The sequence below is a fragment of the Terriglobales bacterium genome, from assembly GCA_035624455.1.
Taxonomy (GTDB): domain Bacteria; phylum Acidobacteriota; class Terriglobia; order Terriglobales; family Acidobacteriaceae; genus DASPRM01.
This window is the reverse complement of sequence record DASPRM010000118.1, coordinates 1-13877: the sequence shown is the minus strand read 5'-3', so window position 1 is coordinate 13877 and position 13877 is coordinate 1. Positions and strand designations below refer to the sequence as shown.

The 13877-nt window shown below is 58.4% G+C and carries 11 protein-coding genes; all 11 read left to right on the top strand.

Going from position 1 to position 13877, the window contains the following annotated elements:
• The first annotated feature begins 53 nt into the window (after positions 1-53).
• Positions 54-3044 carry a translation initiation factor IF-2 gene (infB, locus tag VEG30_13060; protein HXZ80854.1) on the top strand — a complete coding sequence of 997 codons (2991 nt, stop codon included), beginning with the start codon at positions 54-56 and terminating at the stop codon, positions 3042-3044.
• A gap of 91 nt (positions 3045-3135) precedes the next feature.
• The gene (locus VEG30_13055; protein ID HXZ80853.1) at positions 3136-3435 is read left to right on the top strand and encodes a DUF503 domain-containing protein; all 300 of its coding nucleotides are present in this window, start codon (positions 3136-3138) and stop codon (positions 3433-3435) included.
• Positions 3436-3523: 88 nt separating this feature from the next.
• The gene (rbfA, locus tag VEG30_13050) at positions 3524-3883 is read left to right on the top strand and encodes a 30S ribosome-binding factor RbfA (GenBank protein ID HXZ80852.1); all 360 of its coding nucleotides are present in this window, start codon (positions 3524-3526) and stop codon (positions 3881-3883) included.
• A gap of 66 nt (positions 3884-3949) precedes the next feature.
• Entirely contained in the window at positions 3950-4936 is a 987-nt protein-coding gene (locus VEG30_13045; protein HXZ80851.1) for a bifunctional oligoribonuclease/PAP phosphatase NrnA, read from the top strand.
• A 78-nt stretch (positions 4937-5014) separates the two neighbouring features.
• On the top strand, positions 5015-6652 hold the full coding sequence (locus VEG30_13040; protein HXZ80850.1) for a glycosyltransferase family 39 protein: 1638 nt from the start codon (positions 5015-5017) through the stop codon (positions 6650-6652).
• 183 nt (positions 6653-6835) lie between these two features.
• Complete coding sequence (locus VEG30_13035) at positions 6836-7798, top strand: GNAT family N-acetyltransferase (protein ID HXZ80849.1); 963 nt, start codon at positions 6836-6838, stop codon at positions 7796-7798.
• Positions 7799-7996: 198 nt separating this feature from the next.
• Entirely contained in the window at positions 7997-8800 is an 804-nt protein-coding gene (locus tag VEG30_13030; GenBank protein ID HXZ80848.1) for a helix-turn-helix transcriptional regulator, read from the top strand.
• 819 nt (positions 8801-9619) lie between these two features.
• Positions 9620-10360, top strand: a complete 741-nt coding sequence (locus tag VEG30_13025; protein HXZ80847.1) for a hypothetical protein — start codon at positions 9620-9622, stop codon at positions 10358-10360.
• On the top strand, positions 10357-10896 hold the full coding sequence (locus VEG30_13020) for a hypothetical protein (GenBank protein HXZ80846.1): 540 nt from the start codon (positions 10357-10359) through the stop codon (positions 10894-10896). Before VEG30_13025 ends, VEG30_13020 begins: the two co-directional genes overlap by 4 nt.
• A 114-nt stretch (positions 10897-11010) precedes the next feature.
• Entirely contained in the window at positions 11011-12645 is a 1635-nt protein-coding gene (locus tag VEG30_13015; GenBank protein ID HXZ80845.1) for a TrkA C-terminal domain-containing protein, read from the top strand.
• A gap of 117 nt (positions 12646-12762) precedes the next feature.
• The coding region (locus VEG30_13010) for an ABC transporter permease (GenBank protein HXZ80844.1) at positions 12763-13877 on the top strand (1115 nt) is incomplete at its 3' end.

Genomic DNA, 13877 nt, shown 5'->3' with positions numbered 1-13877 from the left:
GTGAGGTTGATATGAAGACTTAGCGGAGCAATACGGAGGAGATTCAGGGCAGCATGGATAAGATTCGAATCAATGATCTGGCAAGAGAGCTGGAAGTCAAAAGCAAAGCCATCCTGGACGTCTTGCCATTGGTCGGCGTAACCGAGAAGAAAACCCATTCCAGTTCCATCAGTGTAGACGAAGCGGAACGGGTGAAAGCCCATTTCCAGGGCCAGGCCGAGGGGGGGAGTTCAGGCCCGGTCTCGGGCGCGCGTGCACGCGGGCCGGAAGAGATCAAGCCCAAGTTTGATCTTTCGCACATCTCGCGACCGGGTGACGTGCTCAAGGCGATTCAGCAGACCGCGCACCCTGCACCGGTTGCTCCACCGCGCCCCGTGCCTCCGGTTGCCCCGCCCAAACCTGTTGCCCCGGCAGCGAGGCCTCCGGTTGCTCCGACCGTTGCACCCAAGCCAGTTGCTCCTGAGATTGAGCCAGCGGCGCCAGCGCGGACGATGGCTCCTGCGGCGGCTGTATCCATTGCGCCCGAAGTCCGGCGTTCGCAGGGTGTAGAAGTAGTCGAGCCCCCGGCCGAGCGCCCGGTTGCGCCAGCTCCGCGAGTCATTACTCCTCAACCCAGACAAGCGCCACGCATTATTGCGCCACCCCAGGCTCCTCCTGCACCATCGGCTCCACCACCTGAAGCCCCAATAGCTACACAAGAGGCTGAGAGTCAGAGTGTGGCTGCACCACCACCACCCGCTGCACCTCCGGCAAGGCATGCTCCCTTGGACGGAAAGCCCGCCGTGGAAGCGAAGCCGGCACCAGCTCCGGCAGGTCCGCCACGGCGACTGATTGTTCCGCAAACCGGACCACGGCCGGTGTACACCGCGCCAAGCGGCGGGGCGCAACGGTCGGCACCGGCGGCAAGTACTGGCCCACGGCCTCAGCCGGGGCGTCCGGTACCGGGGCAGCCGATTTTCCAGCGCCCGCGCCCACAGGCAGCGCCGCCACCGGCGAGCAGGGTTCCGCTGCGGCCGGGCGAGCGACGCCCGATGCATCCCACACGCTCTGCGCCGATGGGCGGACTGCGTCCTCCTGGAGTTGGGCCCGGTCTGCCGCCGCCACCTACGCCGGGACGTCCGACGGCACGGCCGGGTGCGCCCTCGCGCCGTCCTGGCCAACGCTATGTTCCGCGTGGTGTGAAGGAAGGCCCGATGAAGGGCTTTGTTCCTCCTCCGCGGATGGCGACACTGTCTACTGAGCCGCTGCCAATTACCCGCACGGTGACCATCACCGAGGGTATCAGCGTGAAGGATCTGGCGGAGAAGCTGGAAATCCGGGCCAAGGACCTGATCGCACGTTTGCTGGCGCGGGGAGTATTCGCCACCATCAACCAGACACTCGATGCTGAGCTGGCGACGGAGATGGCGAAGCAGTTTGGAGCGGACACGAACGTGATCAGCTTCGAGCAACAGGCTGCACAGGAAACGGGTGAAGCCCAGACCCCCGCCGAAGAAGCTGCGGCGCTGGTGCCACGGCCACCGGTGGTGACCATCATGGGGCACGTGGATCACGGCAAGACCAGTCTGCTCGACGCTATCCGCTCAACCAATGTGGCGGAAGGCGAGGCTGGCGGCATTACGCAGCATATCGGGGCTTACAAGGTATCGATCCAGGACAAGGACTCGCCGGCGTATGGGCGGCAGATTGTGTTCCTCGATACCCCGGGTCACGAAGCGTTCACGCGCATGCGTGCTCGCGGCGCCAAGGTGACCGATATTGTTGTGCTAGTGGTAGCGGCGGATGACGGCGTCATGCCGCAGACGCTGGAAGCGATCGACCACGCCAAGGCCGCGAATGTGCCGATCATTGTGGCGGTCAACAAGATTGACAAGCCGGAGGCGATGCCGGAGCGGGTGAAGAAACAGTTAGCCGATCGGGGGCTGATGCCGGAAGATTGGGGCGGCACGACTGTTTTCGTGGATGTTTCCGCCAAGCAGAAAACCAATCTGAACCTGCTGATGGAAATGATCTGCCTGGTAGCGGACCTGCAGGAATTGAAGTCGAATCCGGATCGTGCGGCGCAAGGTGTGGTCCTGGAAGCCAAGCTGGATCGCGGTCGCGGCCCGGTGGCGACCGTGCTGGTGCAAAACGGAACCCTGCGCACGGGCGACTACTTTGTGGTCGGGGACGTGTTCGGGCGCGTGCGAGCTATGTTCGACGACCGCAGCAACGCACTCGATGATGCCGGCCCATCCACGCCGGTCGAGATCCTGGGTCTGGAAGGCTTGCCGCAGGCCGGTGACCAGTTCATCGTGGTGACAGATCGCGAGAAAGCGGTTTCCATCTCCGATTATCGCCAGCAGAAGACGCGCGAGGCGGCGCTGGCGAAGTCGACCAGGGTTTCGCTCGAGGGACTGGCTGAACAGCTCAAGACAGATGGAGTGAAGGAGCTCTCGATCATTCTCAAGGGCGACGTGCAAGGCTCGGTCGAAGTGCTGAATGACCTGCTGACCAAGCTTTCGACAGAGAAGGTCAAGATCAACGTTCTCAGGAGCGGAGTTGGCGCGATTACCGAGAGCGATGTGCTGCTGGCTTCTGCCTCCGATGCCATAATCATCGGCTTCAACGTGCGGCCGGAGCGCAAAGCGCAGGAACTGGCGGAGCAGGAGAAGGTCGATATCCGCCTGCACTCGATCATCTACGAACTGCAGGACGAGATCAAGAAAGCCATGACCGGCCTGCTCGAGCCTACCATCAGAGAGACCCATCTTGGCCGGGCCGAAGTTCGCGAGACCTTCCGAATTCCCAAGGTGGGTATGGTGGCGGGCTGCTATGTGCTCGATGGCACGATCAAGCGCGATTCCGAAGTGCGGCTGTTGCGCGATAGCGTGGTGGTATTCAAGGGCAAGGTGGGATCACTGCGGCGGTTTAAGGAAGATGTGGGCGAAGTCCGCAACGGCATGGAATGCGGTATTACGATTGCCAACTACAGTGACGTAAAGCTTGGCGACGTGATCGAATGTTTCGTAACCGAAAGAATCACCGCTGAGGCGCTCGTCTAGCCGAAAATGAGTCGTGGCCAGTGAGAGGTGGTCAGAGCAAGTGGCCACGCACTGGCCATTTGCTTTTTGTGCTGATGAGCGCAATTCGTGCATGATCGCCTATCTAACGCTTGAAATTCGCATTGAGGGCGCGCACTCGCTGAAGGACAAGCGGCAGGTAGTGCGCAGCCTGAAGGACAAATTGCGTGGCAGCTTCAACGTGGCGGTGGCAGAACTGGAGCAGACCGACCTGTGGCAGCGCGCAACTCTGGGTGTGGTCAGCATTTCCGACTCCAAAGATTACCTGCGCGGGCTGATGGAAAGCGTGGAGCGCGCTGCCGGCAGGATCACGAACAATGCCGGGGGCGAGCTGGTGGATGCCTACGTCGAATTTCTTGATGGGCGAGAGTAGGTTCTTGCGATGAGTCGCGGATCGAGATTCCGGCCGAAGGCTTCCTGGCTTGGTGCTAATTCTAATAGCTGATTGCTGAGTGCTTCTTATGGAAAACCGAGCGCAACAACATCATCGCGAACGCCTGGGCGAGGCCATTCGAGAAGAAATCTCTGCCATGGTCGAGGGCGAACTTGGAGACCCGCGTATCGGATTAGTAACGGTGAGCGAGGTGCACTTGGCAGCGGACGGCAAGTCCGCCCAGGTATTGGTGGCGATTAGTGGAGATGCTAAAGAAGCGGAGCAGACGCTAAGGGGCCTGAAAGATGCCACCGGCTATATACGCCACGAATTAGCTGATCGCCTGCGTTTACGTCATGCGCCCGAACTGTTTTTCCGACTGGACAAAGCCGAGCAGTACGAGTCTAGAATTGACGAGCTACTGAAACGAATTGAAAAGCGTAAGTGAAGCCCACCGAACCGAGGTATCTCCCCGCGGTGGGTGGGATCACTTGCCACGGGATCCAGCGGGTCCATGCTGAAAGAAGTCCTCAGAGAAATTGATCAGCGCCAGCATTTTGTTCTGACCTCGCACGCGCGGCCAGACGGAGATGCTATCGGCTCGGTCCTCGCCTGCTTCCAAATTCTTGGTGAGCTTGGCAAACAAGCTGAGGTGGTGCTGCACGACCCCGTGCCGCATATTTACCGGGTGTTGCCGCTGGCCGAGGTGGTGAAGAAGGCAGCTTCAGTGAATGGCAAGTACGAGGCTGCGATTGTGCTGGAGTGCGACAGCATTCAACGCACGCGGCTGCAAGGATTGGAAGATCACTTCCTGATCAGCATCGATCACCATGTGAGCGGTAAGCCGTTTGCCAATGTCAACTGGATTGATCCGAGCGCCTGTGCGACCGCGGAGATGGTGTACCGGTTGGCGCTGGAGGCAGACGTGAAGATCACTCCCGAGATGGCCACCTGTCTCTATACCGCAGTGCTCACCGACACAGGCTCGTTCTGTTTTGTGGGAACGAACGAGTGTACTTTTCAGCTGGCCGAGGAATTAGTTCGTTACGGAGCAGATCCGGCGAAAATCGCACAGGCAGTATATTTTTCGAATTCTGCTTCGAAGATGCGGCTGCTGGGAGCAGCGCTTTCGAATCTCCAGCGGGACCAGCATTTCGCATGGATGCACGTAACCCGTGAACAGATGGAGCGCTGCCGGGCCGCGGAAGAGGACTGCGAAGGGCTGGTGAATTATGCGCTAGCGATCGAAGGGGTCGAGGTGGCGCTCTTCTTCCGCGAGATCGCCGACGGCAAATGGCGCATCAGCCTGCGCAGCAAGGGAGCCGTGGACGTTTCCCGGGTGGCTGCAGGGCTTGGAGGGGGCGGGCATCGGTGCGCCAGCGGCTGCACAGCGGATGGGCCGCTCCCGGCCATGATCGAGCGAATCACGGCGCAACTGCTGCTGGCAGGCGAGATCGAATCAAAGACCAGAGTCGGCACGGTCACGAATTGGCGGGCGTAGGACGGGAGCGTTCCGTCTTGTCTGCCTTGCTGGTTAAACAAATCAGAAGCGCAAGCCTGCCTTTACAATCACCTCTGCGTGAATTCATCTCCTGCAGAAACAAATCTGACTTCTAGGCCCGGCCGGACCGCGGTTTGGGTCGAGTTGGCCACTCTCGCCGGTTTCTCCGCTTTTCTATTCTTCTTCGGGCTCGGGAGCTTCGGCTTGATTGGCGCCGACGAGCCGCGTTATGCGCAGGTGGCGAGGGAGATGCTGGCTCGCGGCGACTGGGTTACGCCTGTGCTCAACGGCGTGGCATGGCTCGAGAAGCCGCCGCTCTACTACTGGGGAGCAATGCTCTCCTATCGCATATTTGGCATCAGTGATTGGGCGGCGCGAGTTCCGACCGCGATGTTCGCTTCGGTCATGGTGTTCGCCGTATATGTCTTCATGCGCCGCTTCCGTCGCGGCTGGCAACTGGATGCGGCGTTGATCGTGGGATCGTCGGTAGGGGTAATTGGGTTCGCACGCGCTGCTTCGACCGACATGCCGCTGACTGCTACGTTTACTATCGCAATGCTGGCGTGGTTCACCTGGCTGCAGACCGGCACGCGAGTTTGGCTTGCAGTTTTTTATTTCTTCCTGGCCCTGGGAACCTTGGCAAAAGGCCCCGTCGCCCTGGTGCTTGCCGGTCTGCTAATACTGGCATTCGCCGCCCTGCAGAACGAATGGAGGCTGATCCTTCGCACCCTCTGGCCGCCGGGCGTCCTGCTATTTTTGGCGATGGCGCTGCCATGGTACGTCCTGGTTCAACTGCGCAATCCACAGTTCCTGCGCGTGTTCATTCTCGAGCACAACCTGGCGCGGTATGGAACAGATGTCTTCCGTCATCCTCAGCCGTTCTGGTACTTCGTTCCGGTCATGCTCCTGGGCTTGCTCCCCTGGAGCGTGCTGGTGCTGGCAGGGGCATTGCGCGCGGTTCGGGATTGGCTGGAAAGCCGTGATCCTGAAGTCTCCGAGCTGCAGATCTTCTTGCTGCTATGGGGACTTCTGCCGGTCCTGTTTTTCTCCATCTCTCAATCCAAGCTTCCGGGATATGTGCTGCCGGCGGTACCGGCGTTTGGGATGCTGGCGGCCAATTGGATCGGCGAAGTATCTCTGAGCGACAGGAAGCCTCACTTTTGGCTACTGGCATTGCACAGCGCGATCTCGGCTTTTCTGCTGGGCTCGGTTCTGCTGGTGAACTACAGCCTTCTGCATGTGAAGCCGAGCTCGCCAGCGGCGTGGACTGCGGGCATAGTGGCCATGCTGGCGTTTGCTGCAATGATGTTTAGCGTGCGCACCGCCGGGGTGCGCTTTTTGCGCTTTGCGACATTGGTGCCGCTGGTCCTGGGCTTGGCCTTTGTTGTTAGATACGCGTCGCCGACAATCGATGCGAGGTTGTCGGCGCGTCCCGTGCAGCGGGAGATTGCCAGCATCGAAACCTCGCGTTCGGTGATTGCGGTGCTCGAGGTCCCGCGTCAACTGGAATTTAGTCTGACGTTCTATCGCGACCAACCGGTCCAACGTTATGAGCGAGGAGAAATTCCTGCCGGGGCCCACCTCCTGGTAGCACGCTCAGGCATGCAGGCCAAGGTGCAAGAGAAAGTCAGCGGGAGAAGAGTGACGAGGATTGGCGAATTCCCCTCTCAGAAGCTGGACTTTTACTGGATACAAGCTGGCGGGCAGGCGCATTGAGGTTCGGCGGAAGCGCGGCTGCGTCCAATCTAAGAGGCGCGTCCAAGTGAGGGATGCCGGTCCCAAGTTGCTGATCTGTGTTCTCCGGTTTGCTTACGCAGGTCTTGGAGGCTTAGACTGCCAAGTTTCGCCGTCATGAAGCGGGGGCGGCAGGAAACTCATCCAAAGATTACGAGACCGGCCTTGGAGATCATTGACCTGCGGCATTTTACCTCCGCGGATTTACGACCCCTTCTGGAAGAAGAGAAGGAAGTGTGGTCGGAACTGCTGTCGTGGGATTACGGGCCTTCGGCAGACATGATTCTGCGCTATGTGGATGCCCGAATCCTTCCAGGATATGCGGCAGTCCAGCGAGGTCTGCTGCACGGATATTCCTTCTTTGTCTACGAAGGTAACAAGGGGGTGATTGGGGACCTCTTCGTGACCGGAGAGAAGTCAGTTCCGCACGCCGAGAACCCAACCGAGGTGCGGCTGGTCACCCATGTAGTTGAAACGCTGCAACAGTCGCCAGGAGTGCATCGGGTGGAGGCGCAGTTGCTGGTGCATGAAAGCAATGCACTGGCCCGGCCGTTCTTGGAGGAGGGATTCCAGCGCTTTCCGCGCCTGTTTATGGCACTTCCACTGGCAAATGGACTCTCTCTTGCACTGGGCCCGAATCGGGACGCCTTGCCGCCAGAAATTGAGATGCGGCGGTGGTCGGACCAGGATTACCAGCCGGCCGCCTCCTTGATAACTGCCTGCTACAGGGGTCACGTCGATTCCGAAATCAATGACCAATATCGCAGCATTCAAGGCGCATCGCGGTTTTTGAACAATATCGTGCGATTTCCGGGTTGCGGCACATTTGATGCCGGGGCGTCTTTCCTGGCTTTAGACCGCCGGGCGCGGGCTCCCATTGGGCTCATCCTCTGTTCCCGCGTGAAGCACGATGTTGGGCATGTGACCCAGGTTTGTGTGCTCCCCGAGTACCGCGGAAAAAGCATCGGCCGCATGCTGTTGGCGGCCACCAGCCAGGAGCTCAAACGCAGGCATTTTCAACTGCTTTCGCTGACGGTCACAGAAGCCAACCGCCGGGCGGTGGAACTGTACAAAAATATCGGATTTTCGGTGGAGCGGGTGTTCGATGCCTTTGTGTGGGAAGCCTGACTCATCACTGCCAGATGCGTTCATCAAGAGTCATAAAATAAGGGGTTTCGCCTCTTCCCGCTTTCACTATGCGATTGTTTGACCTGGCAACAAAACAGAAATGATTTTTGTTGATTTGAACTCTTCTGTTGGAGACGGCGTGCGAGCAGTGTATGCTAGCGCGCAATCACCACAAATTGGCACTGTCTGGGGGGCGTCGTGACTTTGCCTGGTCAACAACTTCGTCTGTTGCGAGAACAACTCGGCTACACTCTGCGCGATGTGGAATCTGCAAGTATTCGTATCGCGTCACGACACAAGAATGAAGAATTTGGGATTCCGGTGAGCCGCTTGTCGGACATCGAGATTAAAGGTTTCCAGCCCAGCATTTTTCGCATTTACTCGCTGGCGGTGATTTATCGCGTGGACATACGCCAGATCCTGGCGTGGTTCGGTGTGGACACAAGCGATATGCCGAATGATGTGCTGCTAACCGAGGCACCGAAAACCCACCTCAGCCAGATGATGGAGGCTGTGCCTTCCGTTCAACTGCCGGTGAAGTTCGATCCAGGATTTGATTTGCGCAAAACCACAAATTTGGGCCGCATGATCGAGCGCTGGGGCATTGTGCCCATCCAACATATTGCTCCGCTGATCAATGTCGACTACACGTACGGATATGTGGGGACCGATGATTACGCGATGTACCCAATCCTGCTCCCAGGCTCGTTTTTGCAGATTGACGAATCCAAGAACGAAGTAGTGGAGAGAGCATGGCGTTCGGAGTACGAGCGTCCGATTTATTTCATCGAAACTCGCACCGGATACTTCTGCTGCTGGTGCTCACTCAAGACCGACCATATCATTCTGCAGCCCCACCCGCTCTCGCCGACGCCTTTGCGCATCATGAAACACCCGCAGGAGGCGGAAGTCATCGGCCAAGTCGTCGGGATCGCGATGAGGTTGGACCAGGTGGCCTTCCAGAATCCGCCAGACAACACATTGCCTGCAAAACTGAGTTGAAGTGGCGGCGCGAGCCGCCGCCGCAATCTGCCGGGATCAAGTCTTGCCCATGCTGCCGTAACTTCTCCGCATAAGCGATTCTCTCCTGCCGCGTGGATATCACCTGCTGCAGCTCGCCAGCCAGAACTCCTATAGGCGTGCGCAGCAGACGCAAGAAGATTCGACGATGAGCGCCAGCGATGGTGTCGTTGGCGGCCTTCTCACCGAACTCACGCGCCAACCCCCAGTGGAAGTAGCCTCCATTCTCCTGCCGTAATCCAGCCACATATTCGAGCCTTGCCCAGCTGCCTGGGACTGCCGCCAGTGTCCTCCGCTCAAAGTCGTCTTTTGCTGAATTAAGCATATTAGTTTCCCAGAAAACGGAATTCCCTTCCCCTCGACAGTTTCCCACAAGCGATCAACCCAAGCTCTCGCGGTGCGACTACTCCAAACCCACGCACAAAAAAGGAGAAAGCACCGTGAAAAAACTGATCTGTACCCTTCTGTTCGTCAGCCTTTTGCTGGTCTCCAACTCCGTTGCCTTCGCAGGTGGAGGACCGACGCCGCACTGTGATCCCGCCGGCTGCCCCAACCCGAATTTTGCTGGTGGCGGACCCATGCCTGGCTGTGATCCCGGACATTGCACGAATCTCGACTTTGCTGGTGGAGGACCCATGCCTGGATGCGATCCCGGACACTGCACTAACTTTGCAGGCGAAGTATCAATCCGCTAAAAGTGATAGGCGGCTGCCCCGGCACGAAGAGCGAGGCTAAGCCCGGACACGAAATTTCCTTTGGAGGGCAGGCGGGCCTCAGGTTAAAGTTGGGGACCGCCAGCCCATGCCCAAGTTGCTCATCTATCTGCTGTGGGTAGCGCCGATTGTCTTGCAGGTGGCGATCGCCGCAGTCATCATCAAACGCAGGCTGTATCGCGACGTCTCCTGGTTCCTCGCCTACACCATTGCAGAGATTGTCACCTCCTCGGCCGGTCTCAAGACCTACAGCAGTGCTGAAGCCTACTTCTACACATACTTTGCCGGCGATGCCATTTGTATTGTCATTGCTTTTGCAGTGATCTACCAACTTTTTTGCTGTTTGTTCCGCCCTTACCCGGGACTGCAGGGGTTGGGAAAAGTCCTGTTCCTATCCGCCATGGTGGTGCTTCTTGTAATTGCCTCGATCGTGGCGAGCCATGGCGCCAATCCTGATTCCGGACCGATCATCAAGGGGATTCTGACGGTAGAGCGTAGCTTGCGAATCGTGCAAGCCGGGTTACTGTTGTTCTTATTTCTGTTTTCGTCTTCGTTGGGCCTGACCTGGCGTCACTACCTGTTTGGAATCGCGCTCGGCTTCGGTGTCTTTGCCACGGTCGATCTGGCCTCGCTGACGGTGAGGACGCAACTTGGACTGATCTCAGCGGACGTCGCTTCCCTGGTGAGATCGGTCGCCTTCAATTGCGCGGTTCTGGTCTGGGTTGTCTATACCCTTCAACGGGATCCTTCCGAGTTCCGAATTCCGGAAATTCCGAATCATGATTTGCAGAAGTGGGACCGCGCCCTCATACAATTGCTCCAGAGATGAGCCTGGCACTCGTAGTCACGGTTCTTGCCCTCTGCGCAGTTCTGTTCCTCTATTTTCTGGCAAGAGGCGAAGCGGCTAAAGTCAACGACCTGGAAGATCTCGGGGGCCGCACCGAACCGGTCGATATCGAAGCCTTCCGCAATTTAATTGATTCCGAACAAGACGCTTACCTGCGCTCGCAACTCGCCCCTGGAGATTTCCGCCGCATTCAACGGCTGCGTGCCTGGGCGGCCATCGAGTATGTGGAGCGAATTGCACGCAATGCCGCCGTGCTTTTGCGATTAGGGGAAGCCGCTCGCAAGAGCGCTAATCCCGAGGTTGCCCTGGCTGCCCAGGATATTGTCAATAGCGCATTGCGGGTGCGGATCTTCGCCTTGTTAGCTCTGGCTAAGCTTTACGCGCAACTGGCACTCCCTGGCATGGGCAGCTCAGCGGCGGACATCTTCCAGAGATACGAACAGCTCACCTATGCGGCTTCATCGCTGGCTCGGCTGCAATGGCCTGCGAACGCCGGCCGGGTTAGCTCGTTTTTGTAGAGATGGCCTGCGTTACATGGGCCCGTGATGTCGCAATTGCAGCTTCATCTGTGCTCTTGCGATCTGCTACTCTTGTCCGGATCGATTACAGCCTCTCATTCGTTCAGGTTTGCGATGATTGCCGCGATCGGCAATACGCTGGCGGGAAATCCCATTCTCACGCTATTCGTTGTCATTGGCCTGGGATATCTGCTGGGCGAGCTGAATGTCCTGGGATTTCGTTTCGGAGTGGCGGGCGTGTTGTTCGTGGGCATCGCCGCAGGCGCTTTAAATCACAATATCCGTGTACCTGAAATCGTGGCCAGCTTAGGCCTGATCCTCTTCGTCTATACGATAGGGATTCAGTCAGGGCCCGCCTTCTTTGCATCCTTCCGCAAGCAGGGTTGGCGAGACACCGTGCTCGCCGTTGCAGTTCTGATCGTCGGGGTTCTCTTGACGCTCGGGAGCGCCGTTCTGTTCAAAATTCCACACTCTCGAGTAGCCGGCCTATATACGGGAGCGCTGACCAATACACCGGCGTTAGCTGCGGTTCGCGACCGCATTCACGATCGCGAGAAGCAGGCAAATGGTGCTCCGGAACAAATCCAAACAGCTCAGAATGAAGCAGTGGTGGGTTATGCAGTTGCATATCCGGTAGGAGTGATTGGGGTGCTGTTGTGCTTCAGCTTCACCCGCCGCATCTGGCGGGTGAAGTTCACCCCCGAGGGCGAAAACGCGGCGGAGATTCGGGTGCGCGATTTTGTAGTAGAGAATCCCGGAGTGATAGGGCGCCAGTTGGCGGAAGTACTGCGGCATCACGAAAAGCCCGGGTTCGTCATCAGCCGCATTCGCCAGCAGGGGAAGACGGATGTTCCCCGAGATCGCACGCAGCTTGCTCGAGGCGATGTAGTCGCGGTAGTTGGAGATGAGCAGGGCCTGGAGAGAGCAGAACAAATCTTCGGCGAACCGGCCGACGTGAGCATCGAGATGGACCGCAGTCATCTCGATTACCGGCGTTTTCTGGTTTCGAACCGGCAAGTAGTCGGGAAACGAATTCGTGAACTGGACCTGACCAATCAAGCGGGCGCCACCATCACCCGTATCCGGCGGGCTGACGTGGAACTGGTCCCGACGCCAGAGACCCGGCTGGAATTGGGAGATATCGTGCGGGTTGTTACCGAGCGCGAGACATTTCCCGCCATGTCGAAATTCTTCGGAGATTCCATTCGTGGCAATGCGGAGACACAATTTGTCTCGGTGGCTATCGGCACGGTGCTTGGTGTACTGGCGGGAATGGTTCCCATTCCGCTTCCGGGTGGAGAGTCGGTGCACCTGGGCCTGGCAGGTGGGCCATTGTTGGTGGCACTGATACTGGGAAAGCTGGAACGCTCAGGGCGGATCAGTTGGATTATGCCGCTGGCCGCGAATCTCACGATTCGCCAGATCGGGCTGTTGTTCTTCCTGGCAGGAGTAGGCATCAATGCGGGCTTTGCATTTGTCCAGGCGCTGCGTACGAATGGCTGGCAACTTCTATTGGCCGGAGCGGTGGCCACACTGGGTGTCACATTGCTGACGTTGGTGGTGGGATACAGGATTCTACGGATTCCTTTCGACTCGTTGATGGGGCTGATGTCGGGCATCCAGACACAACCAGCCTGCCTGGCCTACGCAGATGAAATGGCGCACTCGGAAACACCGAATCTGGCCTACGCCAGCGTCTACCCGATCGCCATGATCGCTAAGATCGTGATGGCGCAGCTCCTCGTGTAAGCCGCCAGTACTAGCGCCCTCCTAGCGGAACAAAACCTAGCATCGACACGTAGATAAGAGCAGGACCGCGACTTTCTCGCTTCCCATTGCGGAGGTGTCGCGTCCAAACCTAAGCCGATGGTGATCCGCGACCTCTTTGCCGACGTGATACGTACCCTGCTGGCACACAAGCTGCGTACAGCACTGACGATGTTCGGAATTGCCTGGGGCATCATCTCTATTGTCCTCATGGTGGCGGCCGGGGAAGGGCTCAGAGTAGGCCAGCAAAAGGTAGCGGAGACCTTTGGCCGCGACATCATGATCGTTTTTTCCGGAAAAACGAGCATGCAGGCTGGCGGCTTGCGCGCAGGCCGGCGTGTGCGCTGGGATGATACCGACGCCACCTTGATCGAGCAGGAGGCAACCGACTGCAAGTATGCCCTGCCCGAACTGGGCCAGAAAGATGTGAGGATCGTAAGCCGGTTCAACAATGCCGCACTACTAGTGACCGGCTCGCTGCCGCCTTTCGCCGAGGTACGCAGCATCAATTTGGGCCAGGGACGGTTCTATTCCTGGGAGGATGTCAATCAGGCGCGCCGCGTGGTTGTACTGGGCACAGATGCCAAGAAGCAGCTATTCGGCTCGCGGCCAGCGATCGGCGAGACGGTAATGGTGCGGGATATCCCGTACGTCATCATTGGGGTGATGGCGGAAAAGAAGCAGGACTCCAGCTACGACGGATGGGATGTCAACAAGTTGTTCGTGCCCTTCACGGCAATTCAGCGCGACTATCCCAATAAGCCTCCCGATACACAGCATTCCCTGGACCGCCTACTGGTTGTGCCCAAGTCAGTAGCTCAGCATGAGGCTTGCAAGGACGAGATGGTACATGTCCTGGCGCGGGTGCATGACTTCGATCCGCGCGACAAGGAAGCTGCCAGCATCTGGGACACGGTAGAGGAAGCGCAGGCTTTTCGCACCATGACTGACGGCATGAAGTACTTCCTGGGAGCGGTGGGAATCACTACGTTGTTTCTCGGTGGCCTGGGCGTGATGAATGTGATGCTGGTGGCCGTACGCGAGCGCACACGCGAGATTGGCGTACGCAAGGCGCTGGGCGCGCCGTCGCACAGCATTCTGCGGCAGTTCTTCATGGAAGCAGTGTTGATCGCAATCCTTAGCGGTGGAACGGGCCTGGGGATCGCGTACGGACTGTGTGCGTTGGTGAACCTGCTGCCCATGCCGGACTTCTT

Coding starts and splice junctions, on each gene's coding strand:
- infB (HXZ80854.1), top strand. CDS start 54: ATGGATAAGATTCGAATCAATGATCTGGCAAGAGAGCTGGAAGTCAAA.
- VEG30_13055 (HXZ80853.1), top strand. CDS start 3,136: ATGATCGCCTATCTAACGCTTGAAATTCGCATTGAGGGCGCGCACTCG.
- rbfA (HXZ80852.1), top strand. CDS start 3,524: ATGGAAAACCGAGCGCAACAACATCATCGCGAACGCCTGGGCGAGGCC.
- VEG30_13045 (HXZ80851.1), top strand. CDS start 3,950: ATGCTGAAAGAAGTCCTCAGAGAAATTGATCAGCGCCAGCATTTTGTT.
- VEG30_13025 (HXZ80847.1), top strand. CDS start 9,620: ATGCCCAAGTTGCTCATCTATCTGCTGTGGGTAGCGCCGATTGTCTTG.
- VEG30_13020 (HXZ80846.1), top strand. CDS start 10,357: ATGAGCCTGGCACTCGTAGTCACGGTTCTTGCCCTCTGCGCAGTTCTG.
- VEG30_13015 (HXZ80845.1), top strand. CDS start 11,011: ATGATTGCCGCGATCGGCAATACGCTGGCGGGAAATCCCATTCTCACG.